The 22,115-nt window shown below is 63.0% G+C and carries 21 protein-coding genes; 11 read left to right on the top strand and 10 right to left on the bottom strand.

Annotation, left to right across the window (positions count from 1 at the left end):
- Positions 1-112: 112 nt before the first annotated feature.
- Positions 113-586, bottom strand: a complete 474-nt coding sequence (locus E4634_RS18855; protein ID WP_135446225.1) for a VOC family protein — start codon at positions 584-586, stop codon at positions 113-115.
- 203 nt (positions 587-789) lie between these two features.
- Between E4634_RS18855 and E4634_RS18850 the strand changes: the two genes are divergently transcribed.
- The 6 genes from E4634_RS18850 (at position 790) to E4634_RS18825 (ending at position 7,898) form a co-directional block, all read left to right on the top strand.
- Positions 790-2,202, top strand: coding sequence for an aromatic ring-hydroxylating oxygenase subunit alpha (locus E4634_RS18850; RefSeq protein ID WP_135446224.1), 1,413 nt, complete (start codon positions 790-792; stop codon positions 2,200-2,202).
- A 243-nt stretch (positions 2,203-2,445) separates the two neighbouring features.
- Complete coding sequence (locus tag E4634_RS18845) at positions 2,446-2,757, top strand: Rieske (2Fe-2S) protein (RefSeq protein WP_206046952.1); 312 nt, start codon at positions 2,446-2,448, stop codon at positions 2,755-2,757.
- A gap of 57 nt (positions 2,758-2,814) precedes the next feature.
- A complete protein-coding gene (locus tag E4634_RS18840; protein ID WP_135446222.1) occupies positions 2,815-4,011 on the top strand; it encodes an acyl-CoA dehydrogenase family protein in 1,197 nt (398 codons plus the stop codon).
- Positions 4,012-4,015: 4 nt separating this feature from the next.
- The gene (locus E4634_RS18835) at positions 4,016-5,038 is read left to right on the top strand and encodes an acyl-CoA dehydrogenase family protein (RefSeq protein WP_135446221.1); all 1,023 of its coding nucleotides are present in this window, start codon (positions 4,016-4,018) and stop codon (positions 5,036-5,038) included.
- A 132-nt stretch (positions 5,039-5,170) separates the two neighbouring features.
- Positions 5,171-6,154, top strand: a complete 984-nt coding sequence (acuI, locus tag E4634_RS18830; protein WP_135446220.1) for an acrylyl-CoA reductase (NADPH) — start codon at positions 5,171-5,173, stop codon at positions 6,152-6,154.
- Between the two features lie 4 nt (positions 6,155-6,158).
- Positions 6,159-7,898: a class I adenylate-forming enzyme family protein gene (locus E4634_RS18825; RefSeq protein ID WP_135446219.1), complete on the top strand. Its 1,740-nt coding sequence runs from the start codon at positions 6,159-6,161 to the stop codon at positions 7,896-7,898.
- Between the two features lie 104 nt (positions 7,899-8,002).
- Here the strand turns inward: E4634_RS18825 and E4634_RS18820 are convergent, their stop codons facing one another.
- Together E4634_RS18820 and E4634_RS18815 are read right to left on the bottom strand one after the other, a co-directional pair.
- Entirely contained in the window at positions 8,003-8,863 is an 861-nt protein-coding gene (locus E4634_RS18820; protein ID WP_135446218.1) for an alpha/beta fold hydrolase, read from the bottom strand.
- 249 nt (positions 8,864-9,112) lie between these two features.
- Positions 9,113-9,862: an IclR family transcriptional regulator gene (locus E4634_RS18815; protein WP_135446217.1), complete on the bottom strand. Its 750-nt coding sequence runs from the start codon at positions 9,860-9,862 to the stop codon at positions 9,113-9,115.
- 168 nt (positions 9,863-10,030) lie between these two features.
- On the opposite strand from E4634_RS18815, the gene E4634_RS18810 reads away from it, so the two are divergent.
- Positions 10,031-10,990: a TauD/TfdA dioxygenase family protein gene (locus tag E4634_RS18810; RefSeq protein ID WP_135446216.1), complete on the top strand. Its 960-nt coding sequence runs from the start codon at positions 10,031-10,033 to the stop codon at positions 10,988-10,990.
- A 122-nt stretch (positions 10,991-11,112) separates the two neighbouring features.
- On the opposite strand, the gene E4634_RS18805 is transcribed toward E4634_RS18810, so the two are convergent.
- The gene (locus E4634_RS18805) at positions 11,113-11,712 is read right to left on the bottom strand and encodes a TetR/AcrR family transcriptional regulator (RefSeq protein ID WP_135446215.1); all 600 of its coding nucleotides are present in this window, start codon (positions 11,710-11,712) and stop codon (positions 11,113-11,115) included.
- Positions 11,713-11,969: 257 nt separating this feature from the next.
- Here E4634_RS18805 and E4634_RS18800 point away from each other — a divergent pair, with 257 nt between their 5' ends.
- Both E4634_RS18800 and E4634_RS18795 read left to right on the top strand, forming a co-directional pair.
- Positions 11,970-13,151 (top strand): sulfotransferase family protein, encoded by a 1,182-nt coding sequence (locus E4634_RS18800; protein WP_135446214.1) that lies wholly within the window; start codon positions 11,970-11,972, stop codon positions 13,149-13,151.
- A 12-nt stretch (positions 13,152-13,163) separates the two neighbouring features.
- Positions 13,164-14,432 carry a hypothetical protein gene (locus tag E4634_RS18795; protein WP_135446213.1) on the top strand — a complete coding sequence of 423 codons (1,269 nt, stop codon included), beginning with the start codon at positions 13,164-13,166 and terminating at the stop codon, positions 14,430-14,432.
- Between the two features lie 71 nt (positions 14,433-14,503).
- Here the strand turns inward: E4634_RS18795 and E4634_RS18790 are convergent, their stop codons facing one another.
- Positions 14,504-15,190 carry a glutathione S-transferase family protein gene (locus E4634_RS18790; RefSeq protein WP_135446212.1) on the bottom strand — a complete coding sequence of 229 codons (687 nt, stop codon included), beginning with the start codon at positions 15,188-15,190 and terminating at the stop codon, positions 14,504-14,506.
- Entirely contained in the window at positions 15,187-15,633 is a 447-nt protein-coding gene (locus tag E4634_RS18785) for a cupin domain-containing protein (protein ID WP_135446211.1), read from the bottom strand. Before E4634_RS18785 ends, E4634_RS18790 begins: the two co-directional genes overlap by 4 nt.
- 355 nt (positions 15,634-15,988) lie before the next feature.
- Between E4634_RS18785 and E4634_RS18780 the strand changes: the two genes are divergently transcribed.
- Positions 15,989-16,186: a hypothetical protein gene (locus tag E4634_RS18780; protein ID WP_135446210.1), complete on the top strand. Its 198-nt coding sequence runs from the start codon at positions 15,989-15,991 to the stop codon at positions 16,184-16,186.
- A gap of 123 nt (positions 16,187-16,309) precedes the next feature.
- Here E4634_RS18780 and E4634_RS18775 read toward each other — a convergent pair whose 3' ends face one another.
- Entirely contained in the window at positions 16,310-17,080 is a 771-nt protein-coding gene (locus E4634_RS18775; protein ID WP_135446209.1) for a hypothetical protein, read from the bottom strand.
- Between the two features lie 117 nt (positions 17,081-17,197).
- The gene (locus E4634_RS18770) at positions 17,198-18,223 is read right to left on the bottom strand and encodes a tyrosine-protein phosphatase (RefSeq protein ID WP_135446208.1); all 1,026 of its coding nucleotides are present in this window, start codon (positions 18,221-18,223) and stop codon (positions 17,198-17,200) included.
- Positions 18,224-18,536: 313 nt separating this feature from the next.
- Between E4634_RS18770 and E4634_RS18765 the strand changes: the two genes are divergently transcribed.
- On the top strand, positions 18,537-18,983 hold the full coding sequence (locus tag E4634_RS18765; RefSeq protein WP_135446207.1) for a hypothetical protein: 447 nt from the start codon (positions 18,537-18,539) through the stop codon (positions 18,981-18,983).
- Between the two features lie 157 nt (positions 18,984-19,140).
- Here the strand turns inward: E4634_RS18765 and E4634_RS18760 are convergent, their stop codons facing one another.
- Both E4634_RS18760 and E4634_RS18755 read right to left on the bottom strand, forming a co-directional pair.
- On the bottom strand, positions 19,141-20,499 hold the full coding sequence (locus E4634_RS18760; RefSeq protein WP_206046951.1) for a metal-dependent hydrolase family protein: 1,359 nt from the start codon (positions 20,497-20,499) through the stop codon (positions 19,141-19,143).
- 36 nt (positions 20,500-20,535) lie between these two features.
- Positions 20,536-22,062 carry a M20 family peptidase gene (locus E4634_RS18755; protein ID WP_135446206.1) on the bottom strand — a complete coding sequence of 509 codons (1,527 nt, stop codon included), beginning with the start codon at positions 22,060-22,062 and terminating at the stop codon, positions 20,536-20,538.
- Positions 22,063-22,115 lie beyond the last annotated feature (53 nt).

Genomic DNA, 22,115 nt, shown 5'->3' with positions numbered 1-22,115 from the left:
CTGGGATGTTACGCATCTCGGCCGCCGTTGGCCCTGCGTGTTTGCCCGGGAGGGGGCATTTGCGGCTGCGCCGGGGCGGGCCGACCGGCGCCGCCCTCGGGCCGCCTTGCCCTCAGGCCGTGACGGACTCGAGGTTCTCCAGGGGGAAATCGCAATTCACGGTCTCCTGGAGTTCGATCACGTTGCCCTCCGGGTCGCGACCGTAGATGGATTTCACGTGGCCCACGTTGATGGGCTCCGGCTGGCTGAAGGTCATGCCCAGGCCCTGCAGCCGCTTGAATTCCTCCTCGATGCCGATCACGTCCACGCAGAAGTGGGTGTAGCCCTTGTCCTGCGGGTCCAGCGGCCGGCTGGATTTCGGCGCCGGGGCGCTGTACTGGAACATCTCCATGTAGCAGGTGCCCGCACGCAGCATGCAGCCGCGGGCGGCTGAGTTGGGAACATCTACGATCTTGTCGATAAAATCGTCGTTCTCCCAGCTGAATCCTTCTCCCACCAGTTCGAAGCCGAACGCGTCCTTGTAGAATTTGACCATTTTGTCCATATCGTTGACGTGGACTGCGAAGTGGTGAACGCCTCTTATCATTGGAATATCCTCCGTCTTGCGCCAGATCAAACATTATGGAAATTCCCGTCCGAGAACAACAGATTGCTGAATCCGTTGTCGATTCAGGCAAATGGATATGCGTAGTCAGTCATTTTGGGCAAAATGAGAGCAGTGGCATAATGGCTCAAACGGACATAAGCGTCTGGCCGACGCGCAGATAAGACAGGTTCTGGAGGTTTACCATGAGTGAACAAGCTCTCGACAACGCAAGCAATCTGGCTCCGGGGCAGGCACGCTGCCCGAACGAGCCCACCACCCAGGAAATCATCGCCCGCGACAAGGTCGGCGCACCCACCTGGGTTCGCTCCGAGTCCTACGCGTACATGGGCAGCGACGACGTCACTATCGACCGCTACGTCGATCCGGCCTACGCGCAGAAAGAATTCGACCGCCTGTGGACCCGCACCTGGCAGTTCGCCTGCCGCGAGGAGCACATCCCCGAGGTCGGCGACTACTATGTGTACGACATCGGCCGCAATTCCTTCATCGTGACCCGCACCGCGGAGAACGAGGTCAAGGCCTTCTACAACGCCTGCCTGCACCGCGGCACCAAACTGCGCGCCTCCAACACCGAAGGCTGCGCCAGCGAGTTCACCTGTCCCTTCCACGGCTGGACCTGGAACCTGGACGGCTCGCTGCAAAAAGCCACGTGTGACTGGGACTTCCCCCACGTCAAGGAAGACGAGTTCGGTCTGCCGGAAGCCAAGGTCGAACTGCTGGCCGGTTTCGTGTTCATCAACATGGACCACGATGCACCGCCGCTGGCCGAGTACCTCGGTGACGACTTCCTCGGCCACCTGAAGTCCTGGAAGATGGAAAACCGCTACATCGTCGGTCACGTCGCCAAGGTCATCCCGGCCAACTGGAAGCTGACCATGGAGGCCTTCATGGAGGCCTACCACGTGATCGAGACCCACCCGCAGGTGGCGGTCTCCAACGCGGACGCCAACTCCCAGTACGACACCTACGGCGAGCACGTGAACCGTTTCATCTCCTCGCTGGGCGTACTCAGCCCGCACCTGCGCGGCCAGTACACCGAGCAGGACGTACTCGACCAGTTCACCGTCGGCGACAGCTCGGTGCTCTCCGGCGCCGACCGCCAGCTGAAGGAGGGCGAGACCGCCCGCCAGCGCATGGCCGACATGATGCGCGAGATGTTCGAGAAGGCCACCAACAGCGACCTGTCCGGCGTGTCCGACTCCGAGCTGCTGGACTGCTTCTCCTACACCGTGTTCCCGAACACCTTCCTGTTCGCCGGCATCTCGCTGCCCATGGTCTACCGCTTCCGCCCGGTCGCGAACGACCACCGCAAGTGCCTGTACGAAGTGTTCTTCCTGCGCCCGGTGCCCAAGGATGGCAACCGCCCCGAGCCCGCCGAGTGCGTCATGCTCGAGGAGCACCAGTCGTTCAAGGAAGCCGAGGGCATGGACCCCGGTTTCGGCGAGATCCTCGACCAGGACACCGAGAACCTGCTGCTGCAGCAGGAGGGCCTGGAAGCGACTGCCAAGCCCGGCATCACCCTGGGCAACTACCAGGAGATCCGCGTGCGCCACTTCGAGGCAACCGTGGACAAGTACGTGGCGGACAACGCCTAAGACCTGCGGCCGCGGTACGCCGCGGCCACTTTCCGGAACCGGTAGTCGACGCCCGCGCAGTGCGGGCAGCGCCTGCCGGTTCTGCATTGTAGGGCAATCGGCGGTGCGCGCACGGCCAGTGCCGGCGCCAATTCAGGCTTTATTCGAGCCGCTGATAATGGTTGAATACGCCCTGCGAAAATCCCGGCAAAAGCGCGCTGCAAAGCGCTTTTCGCCCCCAGCCAGCATCGAAGGTAGGATATTTTGTCGAGTGAATTTACCCGCTTCTGCCCGCTTGCGGACGTCCCCGTAGGCGGCAAGAAGGCCGCCAAGATCAACGACACCTGGGTGATGGTCTGCAACACCAACGACGGCCTGTTCGCGGTCTCGGCGATTTGCTCCCACCAGGACAAACCCCTGTTCAACGGCCGCGTGCGCAACTGCAAGGTGACCTGCCCGGTGCACGGCGCGCGCTTCGACCTGAAAACCGGCGAACCCCTGGACCTGCCCGCCACCAAGCCCATCGCCACCTACGAGGTGCGCGTGGTCGACGACTGGGTGGAGGTCTGCCTCTGACGGGCGCGTCCGCCCGTTCGCGATTCAGCAACGCCGCATACCAACAAAGGGCTAGCGATGACCCAAGCACAATCCACCGATACCCTGCGCCAGGAAATTCGCCACTGGCTGGCGGACAACGTCCCCAGCGGTTGGCGCGAGGCGATGACCAACGTCGAGCAGGAGGCCTTCGCCCAGGCCCAGCGCGACTGGTTCCGCAAGCTGGTCGATGCCGGCTACGCCACCCCGCACTGGCCCGAGGGCTGGCACGGCGGCGGCCGCTCCCTGGCCGAGCAGAAAGTAATTTTCGAGGAGGTCGCGCGCGCCGATGCGCCGCGCCTGATCATGTTCTTCGTCTCCCTCTACCACGCCGCCTGCACCCTGTTCGAGTGCGGCACGCAGGAGCAACAGGACAAGTACCTGCCGGGCATCATCGAAGGGCAGGTCTGGTGCCAGGGCTTCTCCGAGCCCAACGCTGGCTCCGACCTGGCCTCGCTGAAAACCCGCGCCGAGCGCAAGGGCGACCGCTACGTGATCAACGGCCAGAAAGTGTGGTCGACCATGGCCCAGTACGCGGACCGCTGCCTGCTGCTCGTGCGCACGGATAAATCCGGCCCGCCGCAGGCGGGGCAGACCTACCTGCTGCTGGACATGAAAGCCAAGGGCATCACCGTGCGCCCGATCCACCAGATCACCGGCGACGACGAATTCTCCGAGGTGTTCTTCGACGACGTGGAAGTGCCGGTAGAAGACCGCGTGGGCGAGGAGGGCAACGGCTGGGCGGTGGCCCAGGCGACGCTGGCCTCCGAGCGCGGCCTGACCCTGGTGGAACTGGGCCAGCGCATGCGCTACAGCCTGCCGATGATCACCGCCGCCATGCGCGAGGCCGGCCGTGAGGACGACGCCTCATTGCGCCACGAACTGGGCAAGCTGTCCGCCCGCGTGGACGCCACCTGCGCGCTGGCCGACCGCTACCTGATGCGCCGTATCTCCGGCGAGGAGCAGGTGGGCGACGCGTCCATCGTCAAGCTCTACTTCGCCGAGACCCTGCGCGAGTTCACCCGCCTGGGCAAGCGCGTCGCCGGTCTTTCCGGGCAGTACGACCGCGGCTTCATGCGCGGCGCGACCCAGGAGACGGGCAACTGGATGGTCGACTTCATGAACTCCTACAACTGGTCGATCGCCGGCGGCAGCAACGAGATCCAGCGCAACATCATCGCCGAGCGCATGCTCGGCATGCCGCGCGAACCCAAGACCTGGAAACTGGAGGGCTGAGCCGATGAGCAGTGAAATCAACGAACTGCGCGACTCCGCCCGCCAGGTGATGGACGGCAGCGGCCTGGCCGCCGCCGAGAACGAATCCTGGGCGCTGCTCGGCGAACTCGGCTGGCTGATGGTCAGCGTGCCCGAGGAGGCCGGTGGCCTGGGCATGGGCCTGGAAGCGGCCTGCGCCCTGCAGATCGAAATGGGCCGCGGCCTGGCCACCGCGCCTTACCTGTCCGCACTGATGTCTATCGAGGCGGTCAGCGCCAGCGGCGCGGCGTCCGAGTTGCTCGAGAACCTGATGGCCGGCGCCGACTACGTCGCCGCCTCGCTCGCGGATAATGCCGTGCAGTGCAGTGCCAGCGGCGATGGCGTGACCCTGAGCGCCACGCTGTGTGCGGTGCCCTCGGCGGACAAGGCCAGCCACATCCTGGTGAGCAGTGACGAAGTGCTGGCGCTGGTGCCCGCGGACTCGGTGACCCTGACCGCGACTGCCACCTGGGATACCACCCGCCGCCTGTTCGAGGTGGAACTGGAAGGCGTGGATGTTCCCGCCTCCGGCGTGCTGGCGCGCGGTGCCGACGCCGAGGCGATTGCCGCGAAACTCGCCGTACTGCGCGACTTCTCCCTGGCCGCGGATGCCGCCGGCGGCGCCGCTGCGCTGCTCGACGTGACCGTGGAATACCTGCAGACCCGGCGCCAGTTCGGTCGTCCGCTGGCCCTGTTCCAGGCCCTGAAACACCGCTGCGCGGACCTCAAGGCGCAGGTGGTGGCGGCGGAAGCCCTGCTGCTGGACAACCTCGGTCGCCTCGGCGGTGGCAACGACGCACTGCTGGCCCAGGCGGCCCGGGAACTGGCCTGCACGGTATACACCGGGGTCGGCGAGGAATCCCTGCAGTTGCACGGCGGTATCGGCATGACCTCGGAGCACGTGTGCCACCTGTTCCTGAAGCGCGCGATGCTCGACGAGCACCTCGGCGCGCCGGTGGACAGCTACCCGCAGGCGCTGGCTGCGGCGCTGCTCGAGGCGAGCGCCTGAGCGGGCAGCGCTCGAGTGAGTACAACCAAGTAAGCAACACTGATGTATACTATGCCGCGCGTTTTCGACGCCGGCGGGGCCGCCACGGGGCGTCCCATCCCATTCTCAAATGACCAAGACTGGTAGGTGCTTATGTTTTCCGGAATTCTGATTAGCAAGGACGACGACGCGCAGAGCGTTGCAGTGGCCGAGATCGACGAGGCGCAGCTGCCCGAAGGCGACGTCACCATCGACGTGGAGTACTCCACGATCAACTACAAGGACGGCCTGGCGATTACCGGAAGCTCGCCCGTGGTCCGCAAGTTCCCCATGGTCCCGGGCATCGACCTGGCCGGCACCGTCAGCGCCACCACGCACCCGGACTGGGCCGTGGGCGATAAAGTCGTGCTCAACGGCTGGGGCGTGGGCGAAACCCATTGGGGCGGCCTGGCCCAGAAAGCGCGCCTGAACGGCGACTGGCTGGTGCCGCTGCCGGCGGAATTCACCGCCCGCCAGGCCATGGCCATCGGCACCGCCGGCTACACCGCGGCCCTGTGTGTCGAGGCGCTGGTCAACTTCGGCGTCACCCCGGACCAGGGTGAAGTGCTGGTCACCGGCGCCACCGGCGGCGTGGGCAGCTTCGCCGTGACCCTGCTGAAAAAGGCCGGCTTCAGCGTCGCCGCCGCCACCGGTAAAGCTTCCGAGGCGGACTACCTGAAGAGCCTGGGCGCCGAGACCATCATCGACCGCGCCGAGCTGGCCGAGAAGGGCAAGCCGATGCAGAAAGAGCGCTGGGCCGGTGTCGTCGACTCCGTCGGCAGCTTCACCCTGGCCAACGCCTGCGCGCAGACCAAGTACCGCGGCGCCGTCGCCGCCTGTGGCCTGGCCCAGGGCCCGGACTTCCCGGCCACCGTCATGCCGTTCATCCTCCGCGGTGTCTCCCTGCTCGGTATCGATTCCGTGATGGCACCGCGCGCGCCGCGCCTGGCTGCCTGGAAGCGCCTGGCGGCGGACCTCGACGTCGCCGACCTGGATGTGATCGGCCATGAAATCGGCCTGTCCGAGGCCATCGGCGCCGCCAGCGATATCCTCGCCGGCAAAATCCGCGGCCGCGTCATCGTCGACGTCAACAAGTAAGGCCATGGAAGCAGCTGCCGCAGCGGGCGCAGGGACGCCCCAGGACAAGGCGATATCCATCGCCAGGGGCATGCCGCTGGCCGAGGAGCCGGGGCAGGGTGCGCATACCCTGCCCGGATTCCTGCGCGAGGTGACCACGCGCTACGCGGGCAGCGAGGCGCTGGTCATGCACGGCCCGGACGGCGTCGAACGCTGGACCTACGACGAGCTGTGGCAGCGCTCTACCGACATCGCCCGCGCGCTGATCGCCGCCGGGGTGGGCAAGGACAGCCGGGTGGGCATTCTCATGACCAACCGGCCCGAGTTCATCTCGGCGATGTTCGGCACCGCCCTGGCCGGCGGCGTGTGCGTGGCTTTGAGCACGTTTTCCACGGAGCCGGAGCTGGAGTACCTGCTCTCGGTGTCCGACGTTTCCGTTCTGCTGTTCGAGGACCAGGTGCTGAAGAAGGACTTCGGCGCCATGCTGGCGGACCTCGAACCGGCCCTGCGCGAGGCCGCGCCGGGTACCCTGTATTCGCAGAAGTTTCCTTTCCTGCGCCGCCTGGTGCGGCTGCCCGGCGTGACCGCGGCGGACCCGTCGACGGCGGTCGATTGCACCGCCTTTGAATCCATGGCGGATTTCCTCGCTGCTGGCTCGGCAGTGCCCGTCGAAGTGGTCGAGGGCCGCGCCGCCAGCGTCAAGCCTTCGGATACCGGCGGGCTGTTTTTCTCTTCCGGCAGCACCAGCCTGCCCAAGGGCATCCTGCATTCGCAGCGCGCGTTCACCATCCAGTGGTGGCGCTGGCCGCGCCTGTGCCGGGTGGATGGCCCGGTGCGTGCCTGGACCGGCAACGGCTTTTTCTGGTCCGGCAACATCTCGATCATCGTGGGCTCCGCCCTCGGCAGCGGTGGCGCCATCGTCCTGCAGCCCCTGTTCGAGGCGGAATCCGCCCTCGAACTGATGCAGGCGGAAAAAGTGAGCATGGCCAACGGCCGCCCGCACCAGTGGGCGCGGCTGCAGGCGGCGGACAACTGGGATAGCGTGGATCTTTCCAGCCTGAAGTACATCTTCAACGGCGACCTGATCAAGCAGCACCCGACGGTCACCTGCGACTGGCAGGAGCCGAACTCCTTCGGCACCACCGAGACCATGACCATTCTTTCGTCCTTCGATATTCGCCTGCAGCGTTCGGACTACCCCGGCAGCTTTGGCACGCCGCTACCCGGCAACGTGCTCAAGATCATCGACCCGCAGACCCGCGCGGTGATGCCGCTGGGCGAGCGCGGCGAGCTGTGCATCAAGGGCCCCACGCTGATGATGGGCTATGTGGGCAAGGCCGCCGAGGAGACCTTCGACGACGAGGGCTACTTCTGCACCGGCGACGGCGCCTACCTCGATGCGGAGGGCCACCTGTACTGGGAGGGCCGCCTCAACGACATCATCAAGACCGGCGGCGCCAATGTCTCGCCCAAGGAAGTGGACACGGCAATCTCGCTGTATCCCGGCGTGAAGCGCTCGCAGACGGTGGGCGTGCCCCACGACACCCTGAGCGAGATGGTGGTGTCCTGCGTGGTGCCGCTGGAGGGCGAGGAACTCGACGGCAAGGCGATCATCGATTTCCTCAAGCAGCAGCTGGCCAGCTTCAAGGTGCCGCGCGAGGTGCTGCTGTTTACGGAAGAGGAGTTTCCGCTCACCGGCAACGAGAAGGTGAAGGCCTCGGATGTGAAGGCCATGGCCTGCAAGCGCCTGGGTATCGACACCTGACGCTTGGGAAATGAGGGGTCAGAGCCATGGCTCTGACCCCGGTCCAGCCGATGCCCGAAGCAAGGGGTCGGAGCCACGGCTCTGACCCCGGCCCGCCCTGCCACTCACCCCGCCGTAAACTCCAGCAGCGACGGCGCCAGCTTCACCCAGTTGATGAACAGCGGGCTGCCGTCCTTGAGCTGGGCCGCGCAGCGGTCGTTCCACTCGGTGTCCGCCCAGGGCGCTTCCACGTATTCAGAGTGCGGGATCAGCTTCTGCACCCAGTCGCTGGTGGCGCGCGGGTGGCTGAGGTCGCTCACGCCGTTGCGGTAGATGCGCACCGGCATGGTGAGCTTCGTGAAGTCCTCCGGACTCATGCCGGGCACCGGGGAATCCTCGCGCGGCAGGTAGAAGGTCGCCCAGCGCTCCATGGTCTCGATGAACTTTTGCGGGTCCTGGGCGAGGATGATGTCGCGGTTGCGCGGGTTGCGCTCGATCTGCTCGGCGAAGCCGGGCATCGCCGCCACCGCTTCCATGCCCGCGTGACTGGCGGCGATACCGTAGTCGCAGCAGTAGTAGTAGGCCAGGGAAATCAGTCCCAGGGTGCCGCCGCTGATCCACCATACGGCGAGTTTGGAGACGATCTCCGGGTCCCGCGAGGCGGCGATCAGCGACACCCGCGAACCGGCGGAGCCGGCGGCCAGGGTGGTGGGGCCGAGGTCCAGCGCGCGGATCAGTTTGGTCAGGGTGCGGCCGTGCAGTTCGGATTCGCTCTCGGCGTCGAAGCAGATGTCCGAGGCGCCGCAGTTGGGGCGGTCCCAGCGCAGCACGCGGCGCCCGCCCGCGGCCAGGGCGTCGGCCAGTTCCGGCAGGCCGGGGCTTTCCTTGTTGAAGCGGCCGCCGGGGGTGAGGGCGATGGCCGGGTCGCCTTCCTTGCCGTGCAGTTCATAGGCGATGTTGATTCCGTCGATCTCGATGGTAGGCACGTGGTGTTCTCCCGTTTTTATTTGCGATAGTTGTTGATGATTGTTCCTGGTGATCGTTGGTGCTGATAGCGGTTGCTACTCGCTGCTACTGATGGTTTTTTACTTCTGGTTTTTGCCGATGGCTATGGTGTTAGCCGTTTGCGAATTTTGTGTGCGACTCCTGTTTACGATGCTTGTCTGTAAAAGCCCTGAGGGTGCGCCTGTTTGCCGCGGTCCGTGTATCTTGCGTATTCTGGAACCGATGCTACTTCAGGCCGCGGTCAGTGTCGCATTGGCGCGTGCCCGGCCGCGGGACAGCCGCCGCGCAGTATCGCTGACCAGGCCGCCGGCCCAGTCCCAGCGGTCCGGGCCGACGCGATCAGTGGGCGCCGACATCACCACCGCGCCCACCGGCACGCCGTTCTGCTCGACGATCGGCGCGGCGATGTTGGTGGAGCCGGGGAAGACATCGCCGGCGCTGACCGCGTAGCCGCGCACCAGGGTTTCCGCGAGCTTGGTCTGCAGCGCCTCGCTTACTGGTTCCCCGAGCAACTCTTCCTGTTGCTCCGGGCTCAGGTAGGGCAGCACTGCACGGCCGGTGGCGCTGGTCGCAACCGGCACTTCCATGCCCACGTAGGGCACGGTGCGTAACAGGTTGGGGCTTTCCAGCACGTCCATGACCACGAAGCGGCCGCGGTCCGGGATGCACAGCAGGATGGTCTCCGCGCTCTGGCTGTGCAGGGCTTCCAGCATGGGCCGTGCGCGCTGCACCAGGGCGTTGCTGAGGTGGGCGCTGTAGGTGAGGGTGAGCATGTGCGCGGTGAGCTCCCAGCGCGTGGGACGCGTTTCGGTGGCGCGAATCCAGCCCTCGTCGGCGAGGGTCATGATGGCGCGCTGCACGGCGCTCTTGTCGTCGTCGAGGCGGCGGGAGAGTTCGGTGACGCCCACCGGCTGGTACTGGGCGATGCCCTCGAGTACCGAGAGCACCCGGGATGCACTGCGACTGCGCTTGACCGCCATGGGAGCCTCGCCTTAGTATTATGTCACCAAACGATATATCAGATCACTTTGTAACACAAGCGAAGAGCGCAAATTAGCGCTGCAAGGGAGCCCTGCTAGAGAGCCCTGCAAGTGATCATTGCCACCACCAGCGAACAAGCCCGAGATTGATCCGGGAGGAGAAAACCAATGTCAGCAATCGATGTGCGTCCCCTGCAGGATGACCTTTCCTTCGGCGTACGCGTCACCGGCGTGACCCGCGAGAACCTGAAAGACGAAGCACTGCGCCAGCAGATCAACGACCTGTTCGAAGACCGCGGCATGATCATCTTCGAGGAGATCGAGTCCTCGCCGCAGATGCTGGTGGAACTGAGCGACGTGTTCGGCCCGCTCAAGCAGCACCCGGTGGCCTCGGTCAAACGTGTCGACGAGGACGCCATGCCCGGCGTGATCGACATGGACCACAACCCGGATACCTGCGGCATCGTCGAACTGGACGGCAAGCAACTCTCCTCCTGGCTGCCCTGGCACTTCGACCACTGCTACAACAACGAACTCAACCGCGCCGGCGTGCTGCGCGCGGTGGACATCCCGCCGGAGGGCGGCATGACCGGCTTCGCCGACGGCATCGAACTGTACCGCGACTTCGACCCCGCGCTGCGTGAGCGCATCGCGGGCAAGGATGTGCTGTACACCCTGGACCTGCTCTACGACCACATGCGCTTCGGTCGCCCCGGCGATCTCAGGGACGTGCGCCTGGATGTCGCCATGAAGGCGACCCTGGAGATCGCCAAGACCATGCCGCGGGCAATGCACCCGGCGGTGTGGGAGCGCAAGAGCGGGGAGCAGGTGCTGCACGTGTCGCCGTGGATGGCCGTGGGCCTGCAAGGCCAGGAAGATCCCGAGGGCGATGCACTGCTGGAGGCGGTGTGCCAGGAGATCTACCGCGTGATCAAGCCCTACTACCACAAGTGGAAGCCCACCGACATGCTGATCTGGGACAACTGGCGCATGCTGCACAGCGTCAGCGGCCACACCCCGGGTATTCACCGCCGCATGCAGCGTACTACCATCAAGGGCGACTACGGCCTTGGGCGTTTCGAGAATGACGCGGTGGGGGACAAGGTGCTCGAAGACACCATGGTCTAGCGCGGCGTCGGGAGTTACCTCCCGGCTCGACTGTAAACCGGCAAGGCCACCTCCCCGCGGAGGTGGCCTTTTTGTTGGTGCCGGTTACATGGTTGGGCGCGGTGGGAAGCCGGGTGAGAGTCCTATGCTTCCAGCGAATCGATGAGTTCGGCGATGAAGCGGCGAGTCTTGCGGTGGCCGAATGTCATCCCGGAAGCCTGCTCCAGGCTCAGTAGCAAACCGGTACTGGCCATCAGTGTAATCATCAGGTCCGGGTCCATCGCCGGCTCGATGCCATTGTTCTTCAGGTACTTCTTCAACGCGTTGTGCTGGATCTTGCGGTACACCTCGCCGTAGTTGGCCATCGCCTCGCGCACCGCCGGGCGATGGTTGGACAGGGCCATGAATTCCACGTGCAGTACGCCGTCGATGGGGTCTGAATTCAACGCCCACAGCACCTGCGGTACCTGCTGCGTGTCCAGAGCCTGCCTGACCCTTGCGAGGGTGGTCTCCGCGTGTTGGCGGTAGAGGCTGACGAACAGGTCGTCCATGGATGCGAAGTAGTAGTGCACCAGTGTCGCGGTCACCCCCGATTGCTGGCCGAGGCGCCGGGAGGTCACCGCGGCGTAGCCCTGCTCGCGCATCAGTTGCTCCGCGGCCGTGAGCAATCGCTGCCGGGTGTCGGAAGAATCGCCGCGCTGCCGGGTGCGCTGGCGCTTGGCGGTGTTGGCGACGCGGGTCATGCCGGCTCCTGTGTCGGTGTCGGGAGGGGAGGGGGCTCCATGCCTGGCTGGAGGCGCTGATAGTGCGGGCAACTGCCCACCTGTCCGGGCATTTTCCGGTACCGAATCTGTTTAAACAAGCACATACAATCGATTCCCCGGGTAATGGCAGGGCCTGGTATTTAGCAGTCGCTAAAAATTGTCCTATAATTGAGCGAACGCTAAAAATAACAATCACGGCGCCCGGCGTCGTCACCCCCCCGGAGTGCTACGAATCCATGCAGCCAGTCACCCTCGAGTTGCCGCATATCCTGACCCTGGCCCGGCGCGAGGCCGGGTTTTTCGACGACATGGATGCGGACCTGGAGCAGCGCGTCGCCGATTTCGTGCAATGGATCAACGAGCGCGGCCCGTACACCCCCGACCAGGTGCTGGCGATGCAGCGCCAGATCCAGCATATCCTGGCCAGTCGCCTGCACCTGGCGGCGGACCGCCGGCGCTACCCCGGAATAGCGAAAACGCCAGTAGAGCAACCGGTGTTCGTCATCGGCTTCGCGCGGGCGGGCACCACCTTGCTGCACGCCCTGCTGGCACAGGACCCACAGGCGTGTGCGCCGCTCGCGTGGCACAGCCGGATGCCGTCGCCCCCGCCGGGCGCGGGGCCCGTCTGCAAAGGGCGCATCGCCTACGCGGATCACGATGTACAGAGCTGGATCAACCTCTGTCCCGGGCAATTGATCCTGCACCCCTACGCCGACAAGGGCGCCTACCAGCTGATCGAGGACGAGGAACTGCTGACGCTGGATTTCCGCACGGCCTATCCCTCGCTGCTTCACCGCGTGCCCACGCTCGACGTGCGCGTAGTGCTCGACGGCGGCTACGGCGAGGCGGTGCGCTTCCATCGCGAGGTGGTGCAGCACCTGATGTGGAATACCGGCAAGCGACACTGGGTGAGTAAGTTCGCCACTGCGCAGCAGGACCTCGGTGCCCTGTTCGAGACCTACCCCGACGCGCTGTGCATCTGGGCGCACCGCCCGCTGTCGGAAATCTATGCTTCCAACGTGGCCGTGCGCGCCGCGACCTACGACGCGATCAACGGCCGGCCCATGGACTGGACCAGCCAGGCGCGCGCGCGGGCCGAGCAGATGCAGGCGGCGGTCGAGCGCATGATGAACAGCGAGATCATCGACGACCCGAGGATTCTCCACCTGCCGTTCCACCAGCTGGTCGGTGACCCGATCGGGACTATCGAAGCCATATATGCGCGCCGCGGCTGGGATGTTTCCGACGAATATCGCCAGCGCGTCGGACGCTGGCTGGACGACCCGGAGAACGCGGTGGACCGCTACGGCCGCTACGACTACTCCTATCCACCCTACGGCCTGGACCGGAAGTGGATAGAACAATTGTTCGCCGGTTACTCCGAACGTTTCGGGCTGCGCGCCCACCAGGACGCCTAGCGGGAGGACGCAATGCCCCAACCCCCGGATACGCTGCCGCACAATCCGCTGGCCACGGCGGACGAGCGCGCGCTCGAGGACCTCGCCCTGCGCCTGTTGTGCTCCCCTGCGGTGGCGCGAGTGCGACCCATCGTGGAGATGCTGTGGCGCAACGGCATCGCCTACCCGGCGCGCGAACAGATGGACCGGTTCGACGACATGCTCGAGGAGTACCTGTTCCACCACGCGCTGCGGGCGGCCAACAGCGACCCGCGGTACCCGCGCGTGCTGCGCCTGATGAACCCGCCGGGCCACTGGTTCGGGCGCGCTATCCCCGGCTCCCGCTGGGGTGGCGACAGCCCGGACTTTATCTACCGCATGATTCCGGTAGAGCCCGGTCAGCGCTACGAGATTCGCGGGCGGTGCAGTGGGGTTGCGCCGTCCAGCGTGACGTACTCGCTCGCCAGCGGCGGTGCGGCCACGGCGACCCTGGCGGTGCTCGACAGCGCGGAGATGCGCTACGAGGAAGACGGCTCGTTTGTCCTGACTCTGGACGACGATGACGCCGGAGCGCGACCCAACCACCTGCGCCTGGCGCCCGGCGCCGATCACCTGTTGATCCGCGACGCCATCGGCGACTGGGGCTCCGAAACGCCCAACCACATCAGCGCGCAGTTGCTGGATGCACCCGGCCGGGAACCGCTGGACGAGGATGTGCTGGCGGCGCGCGCAGCGCAGGGAGCCATGCAGTCGCTGTATTTCACGTTCTACTGCACCCAGTCCGCGTCCGGGCAGCCACCCAATGAACTGCGGGCGCCGGCGTCATCCGGCGCGTTCGGTGGCATGGCCACGCAGTGGGGGGCGAAGAGCAATCTCTGCCTGGAGGATGACCAGGCGCTGGTGATCACGGCGAACGCGGCAGGGGCGTTGTTTCGCAACGTGGTGTTGTGCGACCAGTTCTTCCTCACTGCCGACTACTGGTCGAGGACCGGGAGCCTGAACATGTGCCAGATGGCGGCGGACGAGGACGGCGACTTCACCTACGTTGTCGCGCACCGCGACCCTGGAATACACAACTGGCTGGACACCGGCGGCCTGCGGCGGACCATTCTCGGGCACCGCTGGCAGGGTATACCGCCTGGTTCGACGGCAGGTACGCCAGCCATCGCAGCGCGCGTGGTCCCGTTTTCGGCGCTCGACCGGGAACTCCCGGCGAAGGTGCGCCGTATCTCAGCGCAGGAGCGACGCGAGCAACTGCACAAGCGCCTGGAGGGCTACAAGCGACGCTGGCTGGATTACTGAGTCGGTTATACCTGGCTCGCCCGGCCGCGACTGCCCCCGGTCTGACGCGCTTCGATCTGGCCGGATTGGGCTCAGCCGGGTGCCTGCCCGGCTGCAGACCAGCCATCGTTACTCTCGGGGTGCCAGATATCGCACCCGCGCAGGACGGCGGGCCGTTCGGCGATTCGCGCATGCCAGGCCATTATCGCCCCGAAGTCATCCAGTTCCCCGACCTGCGAGTGATACTGGTCCACCCAGGTCCAGGCGCTGATGTCGGCGATCGAATAGTCATCGCAGATATACTCGCGGCCCTGCAGTTGCCGCTCCAGCACGCCGTACAGCCGGCGCACCTCCTTGCGGTAGCGGTGTATCGGGTAGCCGTAGTCGCGCTCGTCGCGATCGGGGATATTCGACACGCGCAGGAACCAGCTCAGCTGGCCCGCCATCGGGCCCAGACCCGCCATCTGCCAGAACAGCCAGGAATCCACCTGGCAGCGCGCTGCCTCATCGCTGGGGTAGAGCTTCCCGCTCTTGCGCCCCAGGTACTGAAGAATGGCGCCGGATTCGAACAGCGTGATGCGCTGCCCGTTGGCAGTGCAATCCACCAGTGCGGGAATGCGGTTGTTCGGGCTGATCTCGAGGAACGCGGGCGCCTGCTGCTCGCCGCGCAGGATGTTCACCGGCGTGACTGTGTAGGGCAGTTCCATTTCCTCCAGCGCGATACTGATCTTCTTGCCGTTCGGGCTGGGGAAATAAAAAAGCTCGATGCCAGTACTCACGCTTTGACGTCGCGGAATTCGATCTGCAGGTTGGGCCGCGCCTCAATGCCGATATCGGGAAAGGTGGAGACGTCGGTAAAGTCGCGGCCGCCGACATCGTAGAACACCGCCGGCTGGTCGGAGCGGTTCTGCAGGTGGTGCGGGTTGGGGTCGCCCGCCTTGAAGGCGACACAGTCCCCGGCGCGCAGCACTTCCTCGCCGAGGTCGGTCACCAGTACGACTTCCCCGGACACCACGATCACTACCTCGTCATTTTTCTTGTGCCAGTGACGCTGGGTCGACCAGGCCCCGGGCGCCAGTTCGACGCGGTTGACCCCGAACTGGGTCAGCCGGTACTGGCGGGTCACGGTCCAGGTGCGCCGGCCGCGGCAGGGCTCGTCGTGGGGGGAGGGATAGCTGGCGCCGGCGTGGGCGTCTTCGGGGTTGAACTGGGCTTTTATCATTGTATCGCGCTCTCAGGGTATCGGGTTGCGTGGAATTGCGCTGTGCAGTGTCGCTGTAAAACATGGAAGGGTGCAAGGGAGGCGTGATGTTCGGGTATCCTGATGGAGGGGGCCGGCTAGGTGTTTTCCGGGGCTCTTTGCCTGCACTGACGACTGAGTCCACGCCTGTCGTGTGGAAGGGGACGAAGTCGCTTTTTTTAACCTGGCAATTGTTTTACTTTTGTACAGGGGATGCTGCTCACCAGCCATTTGAGCTGGATGGCTCTCGCCGGCTTGTTGTCTGTGGACGTAGGTGCTGTGTATGCCCGGATGTCACGCGCCTTGGACGCGAACTTGAACTTTATTCGGACACGACATGCTCGATTTTTTAAAAGACCTTCTGAAAATCGGCTTTGACGCGCTCGTGAAGTTTCTGATCGCGTTTGGTATCGGTACCGGCGCCGGAGCCGTTGTCTGCTGGTACTACGACCTGCCGCTGGCCCTGTCGATTCTGGGCGGCATCCTGGTGCTGGGCCTCGCCCTGGCATTGCTATCCGATTCAATATTCGACTGAGATTCACCGGGCTACTCGGGCCATCCGGGCTGGAGGGAGGCGGGGCCATTGCTCTGGTTCCTCTCTAACACGCCCGGAGCCCTGCAACCGTTGGACGACAGCCAACGCGTGCGGGTGCGTCGCTCAGCAGGGCGCAAGCGATGCGGCCGAGCCGATGGCGTTCAGGATCCCGTTGATGATTTCCGTGGTAACCCTCGCCCGGTTGAAGAACACGTCCATCAACAGGCCGAATATTGCTCCAACGTAGGCCAGGTACCAGAAACCCATGTAGTCGTTGTACAGGATGGTGTAGAACCAATCCTGGCCGAGTATGTAGATGGCGGACGCCGCGACGGTGGAGATGAGCAGGAAAATACCGGGCAGGAACAGGTGTGCCACAGCCTCGCGTCGCGCCAGGCTGGCCAGCAACAGCAGTGAGAACAAGCCCGCGTTGCAGCCGAGGAAAATGCGCAGGTCCGTGCGCAGTTTGCCAACGATCTCGAGATACTTACCTTTGACGATGTCGCCCAGGGTCTGTTGCGCGATACCCAGGCTGGCTATGCGTTCCATGTAGCCGGCGGCGATGGAGGCCGACACTTCTTTCTTCTTCTCGCAGTCGTAACCGCACATCATAGCTATGATTTCGGCGATCTTGTCGGCCATGCCCGTTGCCAGCGCCTCGCGTAGCTCGTCCTCCTCGTAACCGAGCCGGCTGGCGATTTTCAGCGCGGCGTCTTCCACGTCACGTGCTGCGCTGTCTGCGTAGCGCTCCTGCAGCTCGCGCTCGATCTGGGATTGCACGAACCCGCGGGCCGAGTTTTCGACGGTCTCCGGCATGCCGTAGGTGAGGCTGAACAGCCCGAGAAACAGCCCGAGGCTGGCCAGGGCTATTACGCGCAGTATGCTTGTTTGCATGGTTTTTTCACCAGCTCAGCATATTCGGGCCAGAAGTCTGGCGCTGTCGGCAATGCTCCGCGCCAGCGGACTCCCCGTGTTGTCGACCAGCGTCTCAAATTACGGGCGGACGATGTGTCATTGGTCGTTCGTCGTATAACGCTCGCGCAGGACTGCGCGCTCTGGCTCGCCCACACCCAGCACCTCCTCGAGATACCGCTCCACCGAGCCGCTGGCGGCTTCCATGGCGCTGAACGCCGCCTCCAAGTAGTCGCTGCGTACTTCGCCCAGCGGTTTGGTGGCGTCGCTCTTCAGGATTGCCAGGACCTCCGGCGGGTATTTGCTGGCCATTGCCGCGTGGTCGACAGCGTTGGGGTCGATGCTGAAATAGCGCGCGGAGAGCAGGTAGTCGTGAACAATGGTCTCGCGGGGAACGCCCAGCGCGTGGAGGATGAGCGCGGCGGCGTAACCAGTGCGATCCTTGCCCGCGGTGCAGTTGACGAGGAAGCCGCCGTCTTCCAGCGCCAGCAGTGCTGCAAACATCTGTCTGTATTCGTCCTGGTACTGCGTGACCAGTTGGCGGTTGACCTCGCGCATGGTCTCGACCATCGCTGCTTCGTTGAGTTGTTCCTGGGTAATGGTCTTGAAGAACGTGGAAAAGCTGCCGGCGTCCACTGGCAGGTTCAGCGCCTCTACTTCGTCCGGGAGTGTATTGGTCGCGCCGGTAAAGTCCCTGGCGACGCGAAAATCACAGTTTACTTTCAGGCCGAGTGAACTGAGGTAGTCCATGCCGCTTTGCGTTGCGATGGACAGCTTGCCTGAGCGGTACAACTTGCCCCATCGCACCTGCCGGCCGTCCCCGGTCCGGTAGCCCCCCAGGTCCCTGAGGTTCATGCCTCCGCCCACCGAGAGCGCGCGTTCGCCAACGGTCGTTCCGGTCTTGCCTTCGGGCACCAGGTGAAAGTAGTGGCGAACCGGTTCGCGCAAGGTGTCGATGCGCACAGAGCCGCATGTCCCTGTGCCTACGAGAGTTCCATTCATGGCTGCCGCGGGGGAATCAGCGGCATAGATTTCCACCGGCGAGGTCGAGAAATTGTCGTCCCAGTAGAGGACATAATCCCCATTTGCCTCGCGCTCTATGCGGACATTGTTTTGGTAGTTCATGAAACTGACGAGTCCTATCTCCTGGTTGCCTGCCACGTATCCAGGGTGACAACGAAAGTACAAGTGTCGCTGAGTAGCGCCCAATTGTCAGCTGGTTCAGACATCGTGTTTCAGGTCGAGGGCTGGTGAAGTCAGATCCGACGCGTGGCTTTCTCGAGCGACTTCCAGGCAACAATATAGAGGCCGCTATCGCGGTGGCCGGCGCTCGGGCGACCGGCGGGTAACAATACGATTCTGGGGCGGGGAGTTTTCCGCTGACTGGAAGTTTTGTAGTACTATCAAATTACTGGATTGCCTTAAGGGGACCTTACAGATGGACTTTTTTTCGCGTACCGCCCGACCTACTATTATTAAAAACTGGCTATATATTGTATTCGCCGCTGGCATGTCGATTCTGCTGGTTGCCTGCGGTAGTACCAAGGTTTACACCGCCGAAAAGACGTTGGTCTACAACGGCAGTCTTTATAATCTCGGCCAGGTTCAACAGATTAGTTCCAAATTGATCGCCGAACTTCCGAATGGCGAGATAATCGATCCAGGTAAAATGGACTCCAAGGCCATCAAGTCCCTGATCAAGGAGCACGACTCTTTCACGCTCTCCACCGTGTTTCTCCTGGATGAAAAGGAAGTCGTGTACGAGAGAGCGACCATCGACAGCTATTCCGACTACACAAAACGCGTCAAAAGTTTTGATAGTGCCAAAAAGAAGGTCGGAAAATTTATGTCGGATGCGAAGTCAACCCAGCTCAAGCTCGATTGAAAGCTACTGTTACAGGTCAATCGAACCAACCTGGTATGGAAGTGCTTCTCTGGGATTGATCCTTGCTGCTAACATCGATGCAACAGAAATCTCGTTAAACAGGTAGCCTTGCCGGAAGCCCCACGACTCATCACGCGCTTTCGGCAAGGCGATGATCCTAGTTGACGGTGTTCTTATAGATCTTCCCGTCCTTCATAATCAGGACGAAGTTTTTCTCAGGGTCGGCGATCAGGTTGATGTCCTCGAGCGGATTGCCGTCCACCAGTAGTATATCCGCCAGGGCGCCCTCTTCGATGACCCCGTTCTTTCCGGGATAGGGATCCCTGGGTCCAGACATCTTGAAGAGTTCGTAATTGGTGCTGGTTGCCATCTTCAACACCTCCCACGGTTCATACCACCTTGTGAGTTTCGCCAGTGATTTCCCCTGCTTGGCCGCAACCTCCGCACCGTTTTGCAAATCTGTGCCAAAGGCGACCTTTAGGTCGTACTTTTTGGCAAACTCGTAGGCTTTCTCCGTCCCAGCGGTCATCGCTAGGAATTTTTGATTTTCGAAGGAATCTTCAGGAAATGGAATTCTGTCCTCGTCATTCAGTAGGGGTTGCAAGCTAAGCCATGCGCCCTTCTTCTTGATCAGTTTTGCGGTGTCTTCAGTGATCATATTTCCGTGCTCAATAGATTGGACCCCCGCTTCCAGGGCTCCACGAACCGCGTAATCCGAGTATGCATGCACGGCGACATAGGTGTTCCAGGTAGCTGCCGCGTCCACCGCAGCCTTCATTTCCTCCTGCGTATATTGCCTTACATCCAGAGGGTCACTGAGTGAGGCCACGCCACCGCCCGCCATGACCTTGATCTGGGAGGCGCCTCTCATTAGATTCTCACGCACCCGTCTCAGCACCTGGGGAACACCGTCAGCGACGGCCGTCCACGCCATCAGTTCCCCGTCGAGAAGTTCTCGGCCATCTTTTCTTGGCATTGCTGTGGGAAAGCGGAAATCGCCATGGCCGGAGGTCTGGGTAATATAAGCACCGGATGGATAGATTCTCGGCCCCAGGTATCGTCCCTCGTCGATCATCTTCTTGATGCCAAAAACTGGCCCCCCCATATCGCGGACCGTTGTAAAACCACGCATCAGCGTTGCTTCGGCGCTTTCTGCCCCCGCCAGCGTCAGATAGCCAATGTCATTCACAAAGATCTGCATACTTGCGATATGGGCATGCATCACATGCCAGTGAGCATCGGTAAGCCCGGGCATCAGGGTGCGGCCACCGCCGTCGATCACCCTGCCGCCGGCGACCATCAGCGGCTCGGTCGAAACCTTGCTGATCAGGTTGCCGGTGACCACCACGTTCGCATTCTTGATCAGCTTTTCGTGAACGCCGTCAAACACGTTGACGTTGGTGAAGAGGATCGGACCATCGGCTTCCTGAGCAATTGCCGGGATTGCCAGTCCGACGATGGCAGCTAGGCAAAAAGCCACGGTGCCGCGTATTGCGGTGATTGTTGCTTTCATCATGGGAACCCCCGATTTTCGCGTCGTTGAGTCTGTACCTTACATTGCATTGAGATTCTCGAAGATCCGGTAGAAAAAGCCGATGGTTTTTGCGTATTCGTCCACAAGAATGCGTTCGTTCACCCCGTGGAACCCTTCGAACTCCTTGGTGTTTTCAAGCTGGAGCGCGGTAATGGTGAAGGTGTCCGGAGCAAAGGGCCGGGCCTGGAAATGTTTGGAATCCGAGCCGCCGATCACGAAGAAGGGCGCGACAATCAGGTCGTTCCCCCAGGTCTGGCGGATCGTCTTTTCGAGCATCCGGTAGGCATCGCTGTCCGGATTGGCAATGGCCGTCGCGGGAGTGGAAGCGGAAATATCCCTCACCGTGATGCGATCGTCACCGATCGCTTCCTTCACGTGCTTGATGATCACTTCTGGCGTATCCCCCGGCATGGGCCGGAAATTGACCACGGCCGTCGCGGAAGGGGGCAGGACATTGTCCTTGGTGCCGGCGTTGAACATGGTGACGGCGATGGTGGTGTGCAGCATGGCCCGTGTGACCTGGTTGGCGGCCATGGCCTTGATGAACTGCTTTTCGAGGTCGGTCATTTGACCATCCTTGCCGAAGGCGACAGCCTTGTACATCGGCTGTTGCGCTTCCGGCAGTTCGGGACCCATATAGCGATACTGCGAGCGAACAGCTGGATGGATCCGATAGGGAAACTGCGCAGCTTCCAGCTTGGTGATGGCTTTCGCGAGGATGCCGATATTGGATTCAGCGGGAGGTTGGGACGAGTGCCCACCCACTGCATTGATCGCTAACTCGAGGCTTATGTAGCCTTTTTGCGCAATGCCAATCAACGCTGTATTGCCAGGAATGCCGGGGAACAGGCCGGGGACGAGCGGTGCTGATTCATCCATCACATAGGCGAAGCGCTTGATCCCGCGCTTTTCGAGTGTTTCGGCGATGAAACGAGCGCCTTCCGGCCCGCCCACTTCCTCGTCCTGGCCAAAGACGAAATACATCGTCCGTTTGGGCCTCCAGCCTTCCTTGATCTTCATTTCGGCGGCTTCGAGGATGCCGTGGACCTGGCACTTGTCGTCCAGCACGCCGCGGCCCCAGATGTAGCCATCGGCAATCACCCCGGCGAAAGGATCCTGGAGCCACTGGTCACGCGAATCTTCCGGTACTGGGACCGCATCCATATGCGCGTAGAACAGCACAGGTTCCGCGTTCGGATCGGTTCCCTGCCAGGTGTACAGAAGGCTGTAGGGCCGGGGGTCCCCAAGGACCTCCCGCTTCAGCGTCTTGGTCACGTTGGGGTAGGATTCCGCCAGGTAGGCGTGATAGTCGGTGAATGCCTGGGTATCGAAGTCGTCCCTGTCCTGGTTCGAAATTGTGGGGAACTGAACGGCCCGGGACAGGCGCTTTGCGGCGGCATCGATATCTATATCGACGCTAGTTTGCTCGATGCCCTGCATCTGCATGGATGAAAAGTCCTGGCTCGCATAGCCCGTTGCAGACAGGCTGGCGCCGAGCAGCGTGGCCAATACGTATTTCTTCCAACCCTGATTTGACGTATTCATCGTGGATCTTCTCCTGATTCAGTTTTTCGTGACCTGACGTGTGTTGATGGGCA

Source organism: Mangrovimicrobium sediminis, assembly GCF_004745945.1.
Classification (GTDB): domain Bacteria; phylum Pseudomonadota; class Gammaproteobacteria; order Pseudomonadales; family Halieaceae; genus Mangrovimicrobium; species Mangrovimicrobium sediminis.
Note: the sequence above shows the minus strand (reverse complement) of the source record. Positions and strands in the feature narration are given on the sequence as shown.